Source organism: Massilia sp. UYP32, from assembly GCF_050434365.1.
In the GTDB taxonomy this organism is placed as follows: domain Bacteria; phylum Pseudomonadota; class Gammaproteobacteria; order Burkholderiales; family Burkholderiaceae_D; genus Telluria; species Telluria timonae.
In genome coordinates this window covers 82,210-95,377 of the sequence record NZ_JBNDIK010000016.1, presented here as the reverse complement: position 1 = coordinate 95,377, position 13,168 = coordinate 82,210, and the positions used below count along the sequence as shown (strand labels likewise).

Sequence of the window (13,168 nt, the reverse complement as noted above, 5' to 3'; positions counted from 1 at the left end):
GGGCCGCCGTCCACGCTGATATGATTTCCTGATGGATACGACAAACCCGAACTGGTTCCTGAAGGCGCGCCTCAAGACGCGCCAGCTGCTGCTGCTGATCGCGCTGGACGACTACCGCAACATCCACCGCGCGGCCGAGGAGCTGCACATGACGCAGCCGGCGGCGTCCAAGCAGGTCAAGGACCTGGAAGAGATGCTCGACGTGCGCCTGTTCGAGCGCCTGCCGCGCGGGATGGAGCCGACCATCTACGGCGAGACCATGATCCGCCACGCGCGCATGGCGCTCACCAGCCTGGCGCTGGCGCACGACGACATCGTCGCGCTCAAGGCCGGGCTGGCGGGGCAGGTGGAGGTGGGCGTCATCATGGCGCCGGCGATGGCGCTGCTGCCGCGCGCGATCGCGCGCATCAAGGAGCAGGCGCCGCTGCTGCGCATCGGCGTGCAGCTCGAATCCAGTAACGTATTGCTCGACAAGCTCAAGCACGGCGCCCTCGACTTCATGATCGGCCGCATCCTGGACAAAGAGGATTCGACGGGCCTGATCTACGAAGAGCTGAGCGAGGAGCCGGCCTGCGCCGTCGTCCGCCCCGGCCATCCGCTGCTGGAGCGGCGCGGCCTGACGCTCGAGGACATCGCCGCCCGGCCGTGGATCCTGCCGTCGCCCGGCAGCATCCTGCGCCACCGCTTCGACATGATGTTCCGGCGCGTTGGGTTGCCGCCACCCGGCAACGTGGTCGATACCACCGCGATCCTGGTAGTGACGGCGCTGCTGCAGCAGACCGACGCCCTGCACGTGATGCCGCAGGAGGTGGCGCAGTACTATGCCTCGCTGAACGTGATGCGCATCCTGCCGATCGAGCTGCCATGCAAGATGGATGCCTTCGGCATCATCCGCCAGCAAGACCACCTGCTGTCGCCGGGCGCCGACCTGCTCTTGACGGCCGTGCGGGCCGCGGCCGCCGAGATCTATTGATTTTGCCATAGATACAACCACCAAAAGTCACGGATGTGTAACGGGCGCAGCCCATTCTGTTTGCTCGTTATAATCGCCGACAATAAGAAAATGTTGGCGGCGGGGCAATAAGAACGTGAGGGGAAACGTTCCAGTGTATTAAGCCCAGCCAGCTTCGCGAGAACCATACTGGGCAATCCTGATGAGCAATCTGAGCAGTTTCCCGCCGGCGGCCGTCGGCGGCCTGGCGCTGGGAGAGCCGGCGCAGTCCGAGCCTGCGCAGTTGGAGCCAAACTCCTGGCCCGAAGGCCTGCGCGCCATCTTCGACCTGATCCTGGCATCGCGCTTTCCGATGTTCCTGGCCATGGGCCACGACCTGCGCCTGTTCTACAACGACGCCTATTCCGACCTGCTGGGCGACAAGCACCCTGGCGCGCATGGCGCGCCGTACGCCAGCGTCCGGCCCGAGCTGTGGGAGCGCATGCGTCCGTATTTCGACCTCGTGCTGGCCGGCGAAGCGACCCAGCTCCAGCACGCCCTGATGGAGTTCGAGCGCAACGGCAAGCGCGAGCGGCGTTTCTTTTCCGTCTCGCTGTCGCCGGTGCGCCATGCGGGGCAGGTGGCCGGCGTCTATTGCGTGCTCACCGAGACCACGTCCGACGTATTGTCCGAGCACCGCCACGCTTTTCACCAGAAGCTGGGCGAGACCCTCGAAGGCCTGGACGACGCCATCCACATCATCAAGGCCACCAGCGCCATGACCGGGCAGACCCTGGGCGCGGCGCGCGTCGGCTATGGCGAGATCGATCCCGCCGGCCGCACCGTGAACGTCGACCGCGACTGGACCGACGGCCGCATGGCCAGCCTGGGCGGCATGTCGCATGTGCTGGACGATTTCGGGCCCGAGATCGCCGCCATGCTGCGCCAGGGCCGCACCGTGCGCATCGACGACGTCGCCGCCGACCCCCGCTCGGCGCCGTGCGCGGCTGCCTATGCCGGCATCGGCGCGCGCGCGGTGGTGATCGTGCCGATCATCGAGGAAGCGCGCCTGGCGGCCGTGTTCTACCTGCATGAACCGTCCGCGCGCCACTGGACCGAGCAAGAGACGGCGATGGCCGAGGACGTGGCGCGCCACACGCGCGAAGTGGTGCGTCGCTCGCGCCTCGAGGAAACCCTGCGCGATGCGGCGCTGGAGCGTGACGCGCTGCTGCAGAGCGAGCGTCTGGCGCGGGTGCAGGCCGAGCGCCTCAGCCACGCCAAGGACGAATTCCTGGCCATGCTGGCGCACGAGCTGCGCAATCCCCTGGCGCCGATCAGCAGCTCGGCCAGCCTGCTGAGCATGCAGTTCTCCAGCGAGCCGCGCATCTGCCAGACCAGTTCCATCATCAGCCGCCAGGTCAAGCACATGAGCCGCCTGATCGACGACCTGCTGGACGTCTCGCGCGTGACGCGCGGCCTGGTCAAGCTCAAGCTGGCGACGGTCGACTTCCGCGAGGTGGTGACCGGGGCGCTCGACCAGACCCGTCCGCTGGTGCTGGAAAAAGCGCACCAGGTGCGGGTGGAGCTGCCGGAGACCCCGGTCTGGGTGCGCGGCGACCAGACACGCCTGGTGCAGAGCGTGGCCAATATCGTCAACAACGCCGCCAAGTACACGCAGAAAGGCGGCCAGCTCGTGCTCGCCCTCGAGGCGGTCGATGGCCGCATGGTCTTGCGCGTGCGCGACAACGGCTCCGGCATGCCGCCCGACCTGGTGCCGAGCGTGTTCGACCTGTTCACGCAGGGCGCGCGCACGCTGGCGCGCTCGCAGGGCGGGCTCGGGCTGGGCCTGACCCTGGTCAAGCGCCTGATCGACCTGCACGAGGGCGAGGTGGCCGCGCACAGCGACGGCGTCGGCTTGGGCAGCACCTTCACGCTCACCTTGCCCTGCGTGACGGGCGCCTGCGACGGCGGCGACATGCAGCCGGGCGACCCCGAGGCCGCGCGCGCGGTCCTGCAGCGCAAGCTGCGGGTGCTGATCGTGGACGACAACAGCGACGCCGCCGACAGCCTGGCCAACCTGCTGCAGGTGCAGGGCCACGCCACCTCGGTCGAGTACGACGCCGAATCGGCCCTGCGCCGCGCGCGCGCCGAGCGGCCCGACGTGATGCTGATCGATATCGGCTTGCCCGACGTCGACGGCTACCAGCTGGCCTCGGCGCTGCGGTCCCTGCCCGAGACGGCGGCCACGGTGCCGGTCGCGGTGACCGGCTACGGCCAGGCCAAGGACCGCGAGCGGGCGCTGCAGGCGGGCTTCGCCCACCACCTGGTCAAGCCGGTCGACATGACGGCGCTGGTGCGCATCCTGGAATCGAGCGCGGCGCTCGCGGCGGTGGCGGAGGCGGCATCGACTCCGGTGACGCCCAAGCCGGCTTCGGCGTCCGAATCCGAAGAGACGATGGCGCCGGCCTGAGTATTTCCTGGGGCCACGGCCAGCGATGGCGGTAGTATGATCATGCTTCCCTCAATGAAAGGATGAGCATGTCCGAATTCGTCTTCACCGCTCCCGCCACGCCTTCGGTGGCCGTCAGCGGTTCGAGCAGCCGTTTCCCGGTGCGCCGCGTGTTCTGCGTCGGCCGCAACTATGCCTCGCACGCGCGCGAGATGGGGAGCGATCCGAACCGCGAACCGCCGTTCTTCTTCTCCAAGCCGGCCGATGCCGTGGTGCCCGCCGGCGGCGCGGTGCCGTATCCGCCGTCGACCGGTGACCTGCACCACGAGATCGAACTGGTGGTGGCGCTCGGCGCGGGCGGCGCCGACGTCGACCCGGCCAATGCGCTCGACCTGGTATGGGGCTATGGCGTGGGCCTGGACCTGACCCGGCGCGACCTGCAGGCGGCGGCCAAGGACACCGGCCGTCCCTGGGACATGGCCAAGGGTTTCGACGCCTCGGCGCCCTGCAGCGCCCTGCATCCGGTGAGCGCGGTGGGCCATCCGGCCGAAGGCCGTATCTGGCTGGAGGTGAACGGCGCCCTGCGCCAGGAAGGCAACCTCAATGAGCTGATCTGGCCGATCGCCGACGTGATCGCCTACCTGTCGCGCTTCGTGACGCTGGCGCCGGGCGACCTGATTTATTCGGGCACGCCGTCGGGCGTGGCGGCGCTCAAGCCCGGCGACCGCGTGCGCGGCGGCGTCGACGGCGTCGACACCTTCGAACTCGAGATCCGCTGACCTTCCATCAACCCCGCCATCTGCGCCAGCAAGGCCTGGCGCGCCGCGTCGAGCTGCGCGCCATTGGTCTTGGCCGATAGCGCGACACGCTCCTTGCGGCCCAGGAAGTAGGCGACCCGCTCGGCGTTCGCGCCGGAAGGGTGGGGCAGGCCGTGCAGGATGCGGCTCGCCGTCAGCACGCCTTGCGCCGCCAGCCAGTCCAGACCTGCGCCGACGCTGGCCCCCATCGGGATGTACAGGGCGTCGGGCAGCATGGCCGCTTCATGCGCGAAGTAGCGCAGTGTTTCCTCGCGCAGAAAAGCGTGGCGCGGCATGGCGGGCGTGCCGCTGTAGTTCTTGCCGTCGACGAACACAGGATGGCGCAGGATGGCGCCGATGTGGACCAACCCGGCATCCGGGCCGAACAGCGTGGCGCAGCTGGCGATGCCGAGCCAGCGCTGCACCCCGATCGCATCGAGCAGGGCCACGAAGTTGGGCCGGATCGCGCCGCTGAAGGCGCCGGCCTGGCGCGCCGCCACCAGCAGCGCGTCGCGTGACGCGCCCGCGGCCATCTGGTGCTGCGCCTCGCGCATCGCATTCTTCCACTGCACGAAGCCGGGCGAGATGCCGACCACCACCACGCGCGCCGCGCGGTTCACCGACTCGAACGGAATGTAATAGCTGCGGTAACGCCCTTCATGTGCCAACAGGAAGTGTTCTGGAATGTCGGCTGGCGCGGCGATGGCATCCAGGTCCAGTCGGGCAATGGCGTCGGCGTAGTGGTCGAAAAGAATTTCCATGAGACAGGTTGTGCGAATGCGACGAGCTGGGCATTGTGCCAGTCTTTCGGGAGGCGTGAAGCCGGGATAAATGCGCTACGCTGGCGGTGTCGCGTACGAGGAGACGATCATGAACACGTACCGCTCAGTCTGCTGCACCTTCATCGTTTGCTTCCTTGCGCTGGCGGCCCAGGCCGCCGAGCCGTCGATGCCCGCGGGCTTCAAGACGGCCAGCGTCCAGACCGCCGACGGCGCCACCATCCACGTCCGCAGCGGCGGCAAGGGGCCGGCGGTCGTGCTGATTCACGGTTTCGGCGACACCGGCGACATGTGGGGGCCGCTGGCCGCGCGCCTGGTCAGGCGCCACACGGTCATCGTGCCCGACCTGCGCGGCCTGGGCCTGTCGTCGAAGGCGGCGGGCGGCTATGACAAGAAATCGCAGGCCGCCGACATCCGCGCCGTGGTCGAGCGCTTCGGCCAGGACCGCGCCGACGTGGTCGGCCACGACATCGGCACCATGGTGGCCTATGCCTACGCGGTGCGCTATCCGGACAAGGTGACGCGGCTGGTCGTGATGGACGCCCCCGTGCCCGGGGTGGCGCCGTGGGACGAGCTGGTGCTCGACCCGCGCCTGTGGCACTTCAATTTCGGCGGCAAGGAGGCCGAACGCCTGGTGGCCGGCCGCGAACGCATCTTCCTGGACCGCCTGTGGAACCAGTTCGCCGCCGACCCGGCGAAGGTCGACGAGGCCACCCGGGCCTACTACACCAGGCTGTATGCGCAACCCGGCGCCATGCGGGCCTCGTTCGCGCAATTCAACACGATCGCCACCCACGACGTGGCCGACAACCGCGCCGCATCGAAGGTCAAGCTCACGATGCCGGTGCTCGCGGTGGGCGGCGAAAAATCGTTCGGCCCGATGATGGCCACGGTGATGCGCAATGCCGCGCTCGACGTGCGGCAAGCCGTCGTGCCCGGCGCCGGTCACTGGATGATGGAAGAAAATCCGGACGCCACCGTCGAGCTGATCGACGATTTCCTGACCGCCGGGGTTGCCGCCCGCTGAGCCAACACGGGCCTGGCCTATATAACCATGTCCTGCTCAATGCATTGAGATGCGTCAGTGCGCATGAACTGATACGCTAGCGATAACGACGCACTTTGCGCCAGATCGAGCGGAGGTTTTCATGTCGCAAGTTGCATTGATCGCCGTGCACGGCATGGGAGAGACGCTGCCCGCGTATGCGGACGGCCTGATGGCGCAGCTGCGCAGCCGCCTGGGCGGGCTGGCGGGCCAGGTGACGATGCGCTCGGTCTATTATCAGGGCATCCTGCACGAGAACCAGCGCCAGGTCTGGGAGCGCACCGCCGCCGGCGGCAAGGTGCGCTACGACGCCTTGCGTCGGTTCGTGCTGTACGGGCTGGGTGACGCCGCCGGACTGGAAAACCGCAAGGAAATCCCCGGCTCGGTCTATGAGCTGGCCCAGGGCGAAATCGCAGGCGCCTTGTTGTCGGCCCATGCGGTGCGTCCCGACATGCCGGTGGTGTTCGTGGCCCAGTCGCTGGGCGGCCAGGTGCTGTCGAGCTATCTGTACGACGCCCAGAAGGCGGCCGCCGGGCGGCCGGTCGGCGCCGGCGTCTGGCGCAATATCGACGCCTGGGCCTCCAGCGCGCTGGGCCGGCCATTGACCGCGAGCGAGCGCGTGTTCCTGGGCGGCGGCACCTGCGCCGGCCTGGTCACCACCGGCTGCAACATCCCGATCTTCGTCGCCGCGCACAAGGAGATGGACATCATCCCGATCGCGCCGCCCACTTCGCTGTTCAAATGGATCAATTTCTATGATCCGGACGACGTGCTGGGCTGGCCGCTGCAGCCGCTATCGGGCGGTTACCGGGCGCTGGTCGAGGACCGCGCGATCAATGCCAGCGGCGGCATTGGCAGCCTGCTGGCGCGCAGCTGGAATCCGCTGTCGCACGAGAGCTATTGGGAAGACGCCGCGGTGCTGGACGCGATCGCCGCCATGCTGCGCCGGCTGGCGGCCTGAATTTCGGCCGGCCGCCGCCGGCCTTGCTTAAATCGCCAGCGCCGGACTCTTGCGCAGCGCCAGGCGCGGCCGGGCATCCGCATCGCCCAGCCTGAAGCCGGCCGCCACCTCGGCCAGGCGCGCCGCCTGTTCCTGCATGCTGGCCGCGGCCGCCGCGGCCTGTTCCACCAGCGCCGCGTTCTGCTGCGTCACCTGGTCCATCTGCGTGATCGCCTCGTTCACCTGGTGGATGCCGGTGCGCTGTTCCTGGGTGGCCGAGGTGATCTCGGACATCATGTCGGTCACGCGCGCCACGCTGCTCACCACGTCGTGCATGGTGGTGCCGGCCTGCTGCACCAGGGCGGTGCCGGCATTCACCTGGGTCATCGAGTCGCCGATCAGGCCCTTGATCTCCCTGGCCGCGCTGGCCGAGCGCTGCGCCAGGTTGCGCACCTCGCTCGCCACCACGGCGAAGCCGCGGCCCTGTTCGCCGGCGCGCGCCGCTTCCACCGCCGCATTCAGGGCCAAGATATTGGTCTGGAAGGCGATGCCGTCGATCACGCCGATGATGTCGACGATCTTGCGCGCCGAGGCGTCGATCGAGCCCATGGTGTCGACCACCTGGCCGACGATGGCGCCGCCGCGCGCCGCCACCTCGGACGCCGCCTGCGCCAGGCCGTTGGCCTGCACCGCATTGTCGGCGTTCTGGCGCACGGTCGCCGTCAGTTCTTCCATCGAGGCCGCCGTCTCTTCGAGCGAGCTGGCCTGCTGCTCGGTGCGGCTCGACAGGTCGAGGTTGCCGGCCGCGATCTCGCTCGACGCGGTGGAGATGGCGGTGGTGCCTTGCTGGACTTCGGCCACGACCCGGGCCAGGGCGCCGTTCATGGTTTCCAGGGCCCGCATCAGGTCGCCCACTTCGTCCTTCGGGTAGGTGGCGAAGGTATTGCCGAGGTTGCCCGCCGCCACCGTCCTGGCCACGTCCACCGCGGTGTCGAGCGGCCGGGTGATGCTGCGCGTGATCATGACGGCGGCGACCGAGCCGAGCGCCGTGGCCAGCACGGTCAGCAGGATCACCAGGCGCGTGCTGCGCTCGTTCGCGACCTCGATGTCGAGCGCGATCTGGTCGATCGACTTGCGCTGGATCTGCAGCAGGCTCAGCACCCGCGCGCCATAGGCCGCAGCGGCCGGGGAAAAGACCGTCTCATAGGCCTGCTCGGCGCCGGCCGCGTCGCCCGCGGTGCGGGCGTTCATCACCACTTCCTTGGCCGCCTGGTATTGCTTGCGCAGGCCCAGGATTTCTTGCAGCGTCTGTTTTTCTTCGGGCGAGTCGAGCAGGACTTCGACCTTCTTGAGGATCGCGGTGGTGTCGGCGACGCTGTCCTTGATCGGCTTGGCGAACACGGTCGACAAGGTGCTGTCGGTGCTGCGCGCGATCAGCGAGGTGCGGGCAATCGCCGAATACGTCATGACATACCAGTCCGAGACCAGGCGTTCCTTGGTCAGGGGCTTCTGCATCATCTGGTGGGTGGCTTCGGCACTGCTGCGCGTGGTGTACAGCGCGAACGCGGTGCCGGCCAGGGAGAGAACGAGGATCGTGGCGAACGCGAGCGTCAGGCGCGAGCCGATGCGTAGATTTTTTAACACGATGTCAGTAACCCGTAGAAACGGAAAATTCCGCCAGGAAAGTATCACCTGTTTAAACCTAAAATGAAATCTCCCGATGTGCTGGCTGTTGTATGGGCGCATCGCCTGTTATTTCGGTGAAGTCACCCTTTCACCGGCCGCCCCTCCAGCGTGAAGATGGGACGGATGTCGCCCGCCACCGCGCCGCGCGCATTCTTGATGGCGGGCTGGCGGTAGAGCTCGAGCGCGGCCTTGCGCCCGGCGTCGAGCAGGCCGAGCTGGTCGAGCACGGCGTACACGGCCGGATGCAGCGCGCGGCTGTTGCCGTCCGCAATCTTGATCGCGATGCCGATCCCGGCCGAGCGCACGCCGATCGCCTGTACCGCGTCGGCGCCGATCTTGGCCACCCAGTCGCCGCCGCCGGCCGTCATCCAGTGCAGGTCGGTGCGCGCCAAGCCCGAGACCATGTCGGGCCGCGCCGTCATGGCGTCGTACAGGATGCCCATCGCGCTGCCCAGCTGCGGATCGTTGGGGCCATGCGCCAGGCGCGCATACAGGTGCGCCAGACGCGACAGCGGCAGCGCATAGTTCGGCGCCGAGCAACCGTCGATCCCGGTCGGCATGGCGTCCGCCGGCACCCCGGCCGTGTCGGCCAGCGTGGCGTGGATCGCCTGCTGCAGCGGGTGGCCGCGCTCGACGTAGTTGGCGGTCGGCACGTCGTGCAGCCTGCACCAGGCCAGGAAGCCGCTGTGCTTGCCGGAACAGTTGTGGTGCAACGGCGTCCACTGCGCATCCTGCGGCGGCTTCGTTCCGGTGAACTCGTAGTGCAGCGGCTGCGCGCAGCCGCATTCGAGATGGCCGGGTTCGAGGCCGATCTTGTCCAGGATGGCGCGCACGCCCTCGAGGTGGATGTCCTCGCCCGAATGGCTGGCGCACAGCAGCGCTACTTCGTCCTGCGTGAGGCCGAAGCGCGCCGGACCGTCGGACAGGATAAAGGGCAGGGCCTGGAAGGGTTTCAGGGCGGAGCGGGTGAAGGTCGGATAGTCCGGGTCGCCCGCCGACCACAACAGCCGGCCGCGGGTGTCGACCACGGCGACCGAACCCCAGTGGACGTTTTCGATCACATTGCCGGAGTCGGGATAGCCGCGCGTGGTCGCGACGAGGGGAATCGCTTGCATGGGTTGGGTCTGTTTCGTTGTCGATGGCGCTAATGTACGGCATCTGCACCCAATGCAGACACACGCTTGACAGCGCCTGCGCCGCAGCAGGAAACAGGCATGCAGATGGGGTGCAGACGTGTCCGAACGGGGCCCATATGCACCTCCCATTCACCTCACGTTTTCAGCGTTTCATCGCGCGTTTCGGCGCTTCATCCCACTGCCGCTTGAGCGTTCGCGAAGTCTGGCTAGACTGGCTTCATCGCCAGACAAAAACAGCAGCCCTGGCGACGACGAAACACGTGGACCATGCGGCCTCTTCACGAGCGACCGAACGCTTGCCGCACAGGTTCTTCTCTCGCATTCGACCTGAAAGGAAAAACATCATGCGCATCAAGCACATCGCCCTGTTCGCCGCCGTCGCCGCCGTTTCGTTCTCCAGCGGCGCGGCGCCGCAAACGACCGACAACGAAGTGGTCAAAGTCCGCGCCCCCAACGTCAAGCAGGTAAGGATGGCGCCGTTCATGTATGACCGTGTGCAGGGTGAATATGCGCTCGAGGACGGCCGCGTGCTGCAGGTGAGCGGCAAGCTCAATGGCAGTCAGCGCGCCCTGTATGCCGACCTGGGCGACGGGCCGGTCGAACTGGTCCACGTCGGCAGCAAGCGCTTTGTCGCCGTGGACAGGGAGCTGAGCCTGCGCTTCCAGGGCGACCGGATTCCGGAAACCGTCTTCGTGCGCGAGGGCGACAGGCGCGCCGTGGCGTCGACCCAGCGCTGAACCCGGCGCGAACCTCGGGTGGTCTCAAGCCTGCGTCGAACCGAAGCGCCCGGCCTGGTAGTCGGCGATCGCCTGCACGATCTCTTCGCGGGTGGTCATGACGAAGGGACCGTGCGCCACCACCGGTTCGCGGATCGGTTCGGCATGGCCGAACAGCAGCAGCGAATCGGCCTCGGCCCGGATGTGCAGGGCGTCGCCGTCGTCGTCCAGTTCCACGAGTTGGTAAGCGTCGACGAGATCGCCGGGGTCGCCCACGCCGATACGTCCACGCACCACGTACAGCAGCACGTTGCGTCCCTGCAGGCCGGCGACCTTCAAGCGTCCTCCGGCCTGCATCGCGACCGTGCTCATGAACACGCCGGTCAATGACCGCACCGGTCCCGTGCTCGTCTCCCATTCGCCGGCGATCAGGTGCAGCGTCACCTTGCCGCCATCGAGCGGCAGGGCGGGGATCTGGTCGCGCTGCAGGCCGGTATAGGCGGGCGCGCTCATCTTCAGGCGCGACGGCAGATTCACCCACAGCTGCAGGATCTCGAGCGGGCCGCCGTGTTCCAGAAAATCGCGCGGCGAGACCTCGGCGTGCACGATGCCGCTGCCGGCCGTCATCCACTGGATGCCGCCGGCGTGGATCACGCTCTCGTGGCCGGCGCTGTCGCGATGCGCCAGCATGCCGTCGACGATGAAGGTGACGGTCTCGAAGCCACGGTGCGGATGCGGTCCGAACGGCAGGCCGCGGTTGTGCGGTCCGTAGACCTGCGGGCCGTGATGGTTCAGGAACAGGAACGGGTCGATCTGCTCGAGCTGGTGCGAGGGCACGGGGCGCTGTGTCAGCAGGTCGCCGATGTCGTCGCGCAGGGCGGGGTGCAGGCGGCGGATGGTCTTGTCGGTCATGGGCGTTTTCTCTTGGTGCGAAGCGCCTAACGATACGCGGAAAACGCGGATCGGGTGCACACATGCCTGTGCTAGACTCCTTGCGCATTTGCAATCCCGCGCCGTATTCCTGCGCCGTTTCCCGGAGTTGTATGTACAAGAAAGCCTTGATTGCCAGCCTGGTGCTGGCGTGGACCGCCGCCACCGGCGCCGCCACTGCAACAGCAGCGCCTGCCGCATCTTCCGCGCCGGCGACGGCGCCGAGCGACGCCGCCGTCAGCGCCGCCAAGTATGCGGTCCAGACCTACCGCAACGACGTGGTCGATACCCTGGCCAGGCTGGTCAGCTTCAATACGGTGGTCGATGCGCGCTACCCGTCCGACCGGAACCCGGTCCATATCGCGTTCAAGGCCGCGTTGAAAGAGGAGGCCGAGCGCCTCGGCCTCGATTACGAGGACCATGGCTGGACCGTCATCGTCGGTCTCGGCAAGGGCAGCGAGCGGGTCGGCATCGTGACCCATGGCGACGTGCAGCCGGTCGACCCGGGCAAATGGAAGAAGTCGCCCTTCGTGCTGGACCGCACCAGCGAGCCGGGCAAGCTGATCGCGCGCGGCGCCGAGGACGACAAGGGACCGATCGCCACCGCGCTGTATGCGATGAAGACGATCCGCGACCGCCAGATCCCCTTGAACAAGCGCATTGAACTCTACGTGTACATGGGCGAGGAGTCGGACTGGGGACCCTTGACCGAATTCCTCAAGACCCACGTGCCGCCGCAAATGAGCATCACGCTCGACGCCGAGTATCCGGTGGTGACGGCGGAGAAGGGCGGCGGCACCGTGGCCGTGACGATCCCGAAGGCGGGCGCCGCGCTCCCTGCGGCCGGCGACGCCCATATCGCCGAATTCAGGGGCGGCTCCTTCAATACCCAGATTCCCGAAGACGCCGAGGCGCTGGTGGCCAATGCCACGCCGGAGATCGAGCGGCAGATCCGCGCGCGCGCCGCGGCGCAGGACGACATGCGCTACACCTTCGAGCGCCAGGGCGCGAACCTGAAGGTGGTCGCGAAAGGCGTGTCGGCCCACTCGTCCAAGCCGCAGGAAGGCGTGAACGCGGTCAGCATGCTGGCCGACGCGCTGGCGGTGCGCGACTGGCCGAACACGGTGGCCGGCGGCGTGGTGAACTACCTGAACGACCTGGTCGGCACCGGTTATCACGGCGAGAAGTTCGGCAAGATCGCCTACCGCGACAGCTTCATGGGCCCGATGACCTTCAAGCCGACCGTGATCCGCCAGCTGGACGAAGGCATCGAGGTCGCGATCAATGTGCGCCGGCCGCGCGGCAAGACGACCGAGCAGCTGACGTCCGAGATCGACGCCGCCCTGGCCGAGTGGCAGGCGCGCCGCCTGCCGCTGGCGAACGTCAGGGTCGGCGTGCGCGACCCCTGGATTCTCGAGAATGCGCCGCAGGTGCCGACCCTGCTGTCGACGTTCTCCTATTTCACCGGCATGAAGGACGCCAAACCGGTGGCGATCGGCGGCGGCACCAATTCGCGCCTGTTCCCGAACGCGGTCAGCTTCGGTCCATCGATGCCGGGCCAGAAGTACACCGGTCACTCGGAACACGAATTCATCACCACCAGGCAGCTGTTGCTGAACCTGCAGATGTACACGGCCGTCCTGGTCGATCTGGCCAGGTAAGCGCATCGAAGTCAATGGTTACGACTTGCTCTTGCGACTTGAAAAAATTGCCGATCGTCTAAATTATTGGCAAGTGAAAATTTGGTTGAATGCCGGGG

Annotated in this window: 11 protein-coding genes; 7 read left to right on the top strand and 4 right to left on the bottom strand. The window is 67.5% G+C overall.

Features of this window, described 5'->3' with window-relative positions:
* Window positions 1–31: 31 nt before the first annotated feature.
* From ABIB42_RS14335 to ABIB42_RS14325, 3 genes are all read left to right on the top strand, one after another.
* Entirely contained in the window at window positions 32–973 is a 942-nt protein-coding gene (locus ABIB42_RS14335; RefSeq protein ID WP_005668746.1) for a LysR family transcriptional regulator, read from the top strand.
* Between the two features lie 181 nt (window positions 974–1,154).
* Window positions 1,155–3,401 (top strand): hybrid sensor histidine kinase/response regulator, encoded by a 2,247-nt coding sequence (locus ABIB42_RS14330; protein WP_273027944.1) that lies wholly within the window; start codon window positions 1,155–1,157, stop codon window positions 3,399–3,401.
* A 68-nt stretch (window positions 3,402–3,469) separates the two neighbouring features.
* Window positions 3,470–4,159, top strand: coding sequence for a fumarylacetoacetate hydrolase family protein (locus ABIB42_RS14325; RefSeq protein WP_005668748.1), 690 nt, complete (start codon window positions 3,470–3,472; stop codon window positions 4,157–4,159).
* On the opposite strand, the gene ABIB42_RS14320 is transcribed toward ABIB42_RS14325, so the two are convergent.
* Window positions 4,060–4,938, bottom strand: coding sequence for a hypothetical protein (locus ABIB42_RS14320; RefSeq protein WP_429248533.1), 879 nt, complete (start codon window positions 4,936–4,938; stop codon window positions 4,060–4,062). The two genes, ABIB42_RS14325 and ABIB42_RS14320, sit on opposite strands and share 100 nt — an antisense overlap.
* A 109-nt stretch (window positions 4,939–5,047) precedes the next feature.
* Here ABIB42_RS14320 and ABIB42_RS14315 point away from each other — a divergent pair, with 109 nt between their 5' ends.
* Both ABIB42_RS14315 and ABIB42_RS14310 read left to right on the top strand, forming a co-directional pair.
* Complete coding sequence (locus ABIB42_RS14315; protein WP_429248532.1) at window positions 5,048–5,983, top strand: alpha/beta fold hydrolase; 936 nt, start codon at window positions 5,048–5,050, stop codon at window positions 5,981–5,983.
* A gap of 121 nt (window positions 5,984–6,104) precedes the next feature.
* Window positions 6,105–6,962 (top strand): hypothetical protein, encoded by an 858-nt coding sequence (locus ABIB42_RS14310; RefSeq protein WP_219862959.1) that lies wholly within the window; start codon window positions 6,105–6,107, stop codon window positions 6,960–6,962.
* A gap of 27 nt (window positions 6,963–6,989) precedes the next feature.
* On the opposite strand, the gene ABIB42_RS14305 is transcribed toward ABIB42_RS14310, so the two are convergent.
* Together ABIB42_RS14305 and ABIB42_RS14300 are read right to left on the bottom strand one after the other, a co-directional pair.
* On the bottom strand, window positions 6,990–8,687 hold the full coding sequence (locus ABIB42_RS14305; protein ID WP_429248531.1) for a methyl-accepting chemotaxis protein: 1,698 nt from the start codon (window positions 8,685–8,687) through the stop codon (window positions 6,990–6,992).
* Window positions 8,688–8,707: 20 nt separating this feature from the next.
* Complete coding sequence (locus ABIB42_RS14300) at window positions 8,708–9,742, bottom strand: asparaginase (RefSeq protein WP_429248530.1); 1,035 nt, start codon at window positions 9,740–9,742, stop codon at window positions 8,708–8,710.
* Between the two features lie 365 nt (window positions 9,743–10,107).
* Here ABIB42_RS14300 and ABIB42_RS14295 point away from each other — a divergent pair, with 365 nt between their 5' ends.
* Window positions 10,108–10,500 (top strand): hypothetical protein, encoded by a 393-nt coding sequence (locus ABIB42_RS14295; RefSeq protein WP_071360064.1) that lies wholly within the window; start codon window positions 10,108–10,110, stop codon window positions 10,498–10,500.
* 24 nt (window positions 10,501–10,524) lie between these two features.
* Here the strand turns inward: ABIB42_RS14295 and ABIB42_RS14290 are convergent, their stop codons facing one another.
* Complete coding sequence (locus tag ABIB42_RS14290) at window positions 10,525–11,391, bottom strand: pirin family protein (RefSeq protein WP_219862963.1); 867 nt, start codon at window positions 11,389–11,391, stop codon at window positions 10,525–10,527.
* Between the two features lie 131 nt (window positions 11,392–11,522).
* Here ABIB42_RS14290 and ABIB42_RS14285 point away from each other — a divergent pair, with 131 nt between their 5' ends.
* The gene (locus ABIB42_RS14285) at window positions 11,523–13,070 is read left to right on the top strand and encodes a dipeptidase (protein ID WP_429248529.1); all 1,548 of its coding nucleotides are present in this window, start codon (window positions 11,523–11,525) and stop codon (window positions 13,068–13,070) included.
* Window positions 13,071–13,168: the final 98 nt, after the last annotated feature.

Bases quoted from the DNA above. Each gene is read 5' to 3' on its own strand.
- ABIB42_RS14330 (WP_273027944.1), top strand. From the start codon at position 1,155: ATGAGCAATCTGAGCAGTTTCCCGCCGGCGGCCGTCGGCGGCCTGGCG.
- ABIB42_RS14300 (WP_429248530.1), bottom strand. From the start codon at position 9,742: ATGCAAGCGATTCCCCTCGTCGCGACCACGCGCGGCTATCCCGACTCC.
- ABIB42_RS14320 (WP_429248533.1), bottom strand. From the start codon at position 4,938: ATGGAAATTCTTTTCGACCACTACGCCGACGCCATTGCCCGACTGGAC.
- ABIB42_RS14295 (WP_071360064.1), top strand. From the start codon at position 10,108: ATGCGCATCAAGCACATCGCCCTGTTCGCCGCCGTCGCCGCCGTTTCG.
- ABIB42_RS14305 (WP_429248531.1), bottom strand. From the start codon at position 8,687: ATGCGCCCATACAACAGCCAGCACATCGGGAGATTTCATTTTAGGTTT.
- ABIB42_RS14285 (WP_429248529.1), top strand. From the start codon at position 11,523: ATGTACAAGAAAGCCTTGATTGCCAGCCTGGTGCTGGCGTGGACCGCC.
- ABIB42_RS14315 (WP_429248532.1), top strand. From the start codon at position 5,048: ATGAACACGTACCGCTCAGTCTGCTGCACCTTCATCGTTTGCTTCCTT.
- ABIB42_RS14310 (WP_219862959.1), top strand. From the start codon at position 6,105: ATGTCGCAAGTTGCATTGATCGCCGTGCACGGCATGGGAGAGACGCTG.
- ABIB42_RS14290 (WP_219862963.1), bottom strand. From the start codon at position 11,391: ATGACCGACAAGACCATCCGCCGCCTGCACCCCGCCCTGCGCGACGAC.
- ABIB42_RS14325 (WP_005668748.1), top strand. From the start codon at position 3,470: ATGTCCGAATTCGTCTTCACCGCTCCCGCCACGCCTTCGGTGGCCGTC.
- ABIB42_RS14335 (WP_005668746.1), top strand. From the start codon at position 32: ATGGATACGACAAACCCGAACTGGTTCCTGAAGGCGCGCCTCAAGACG.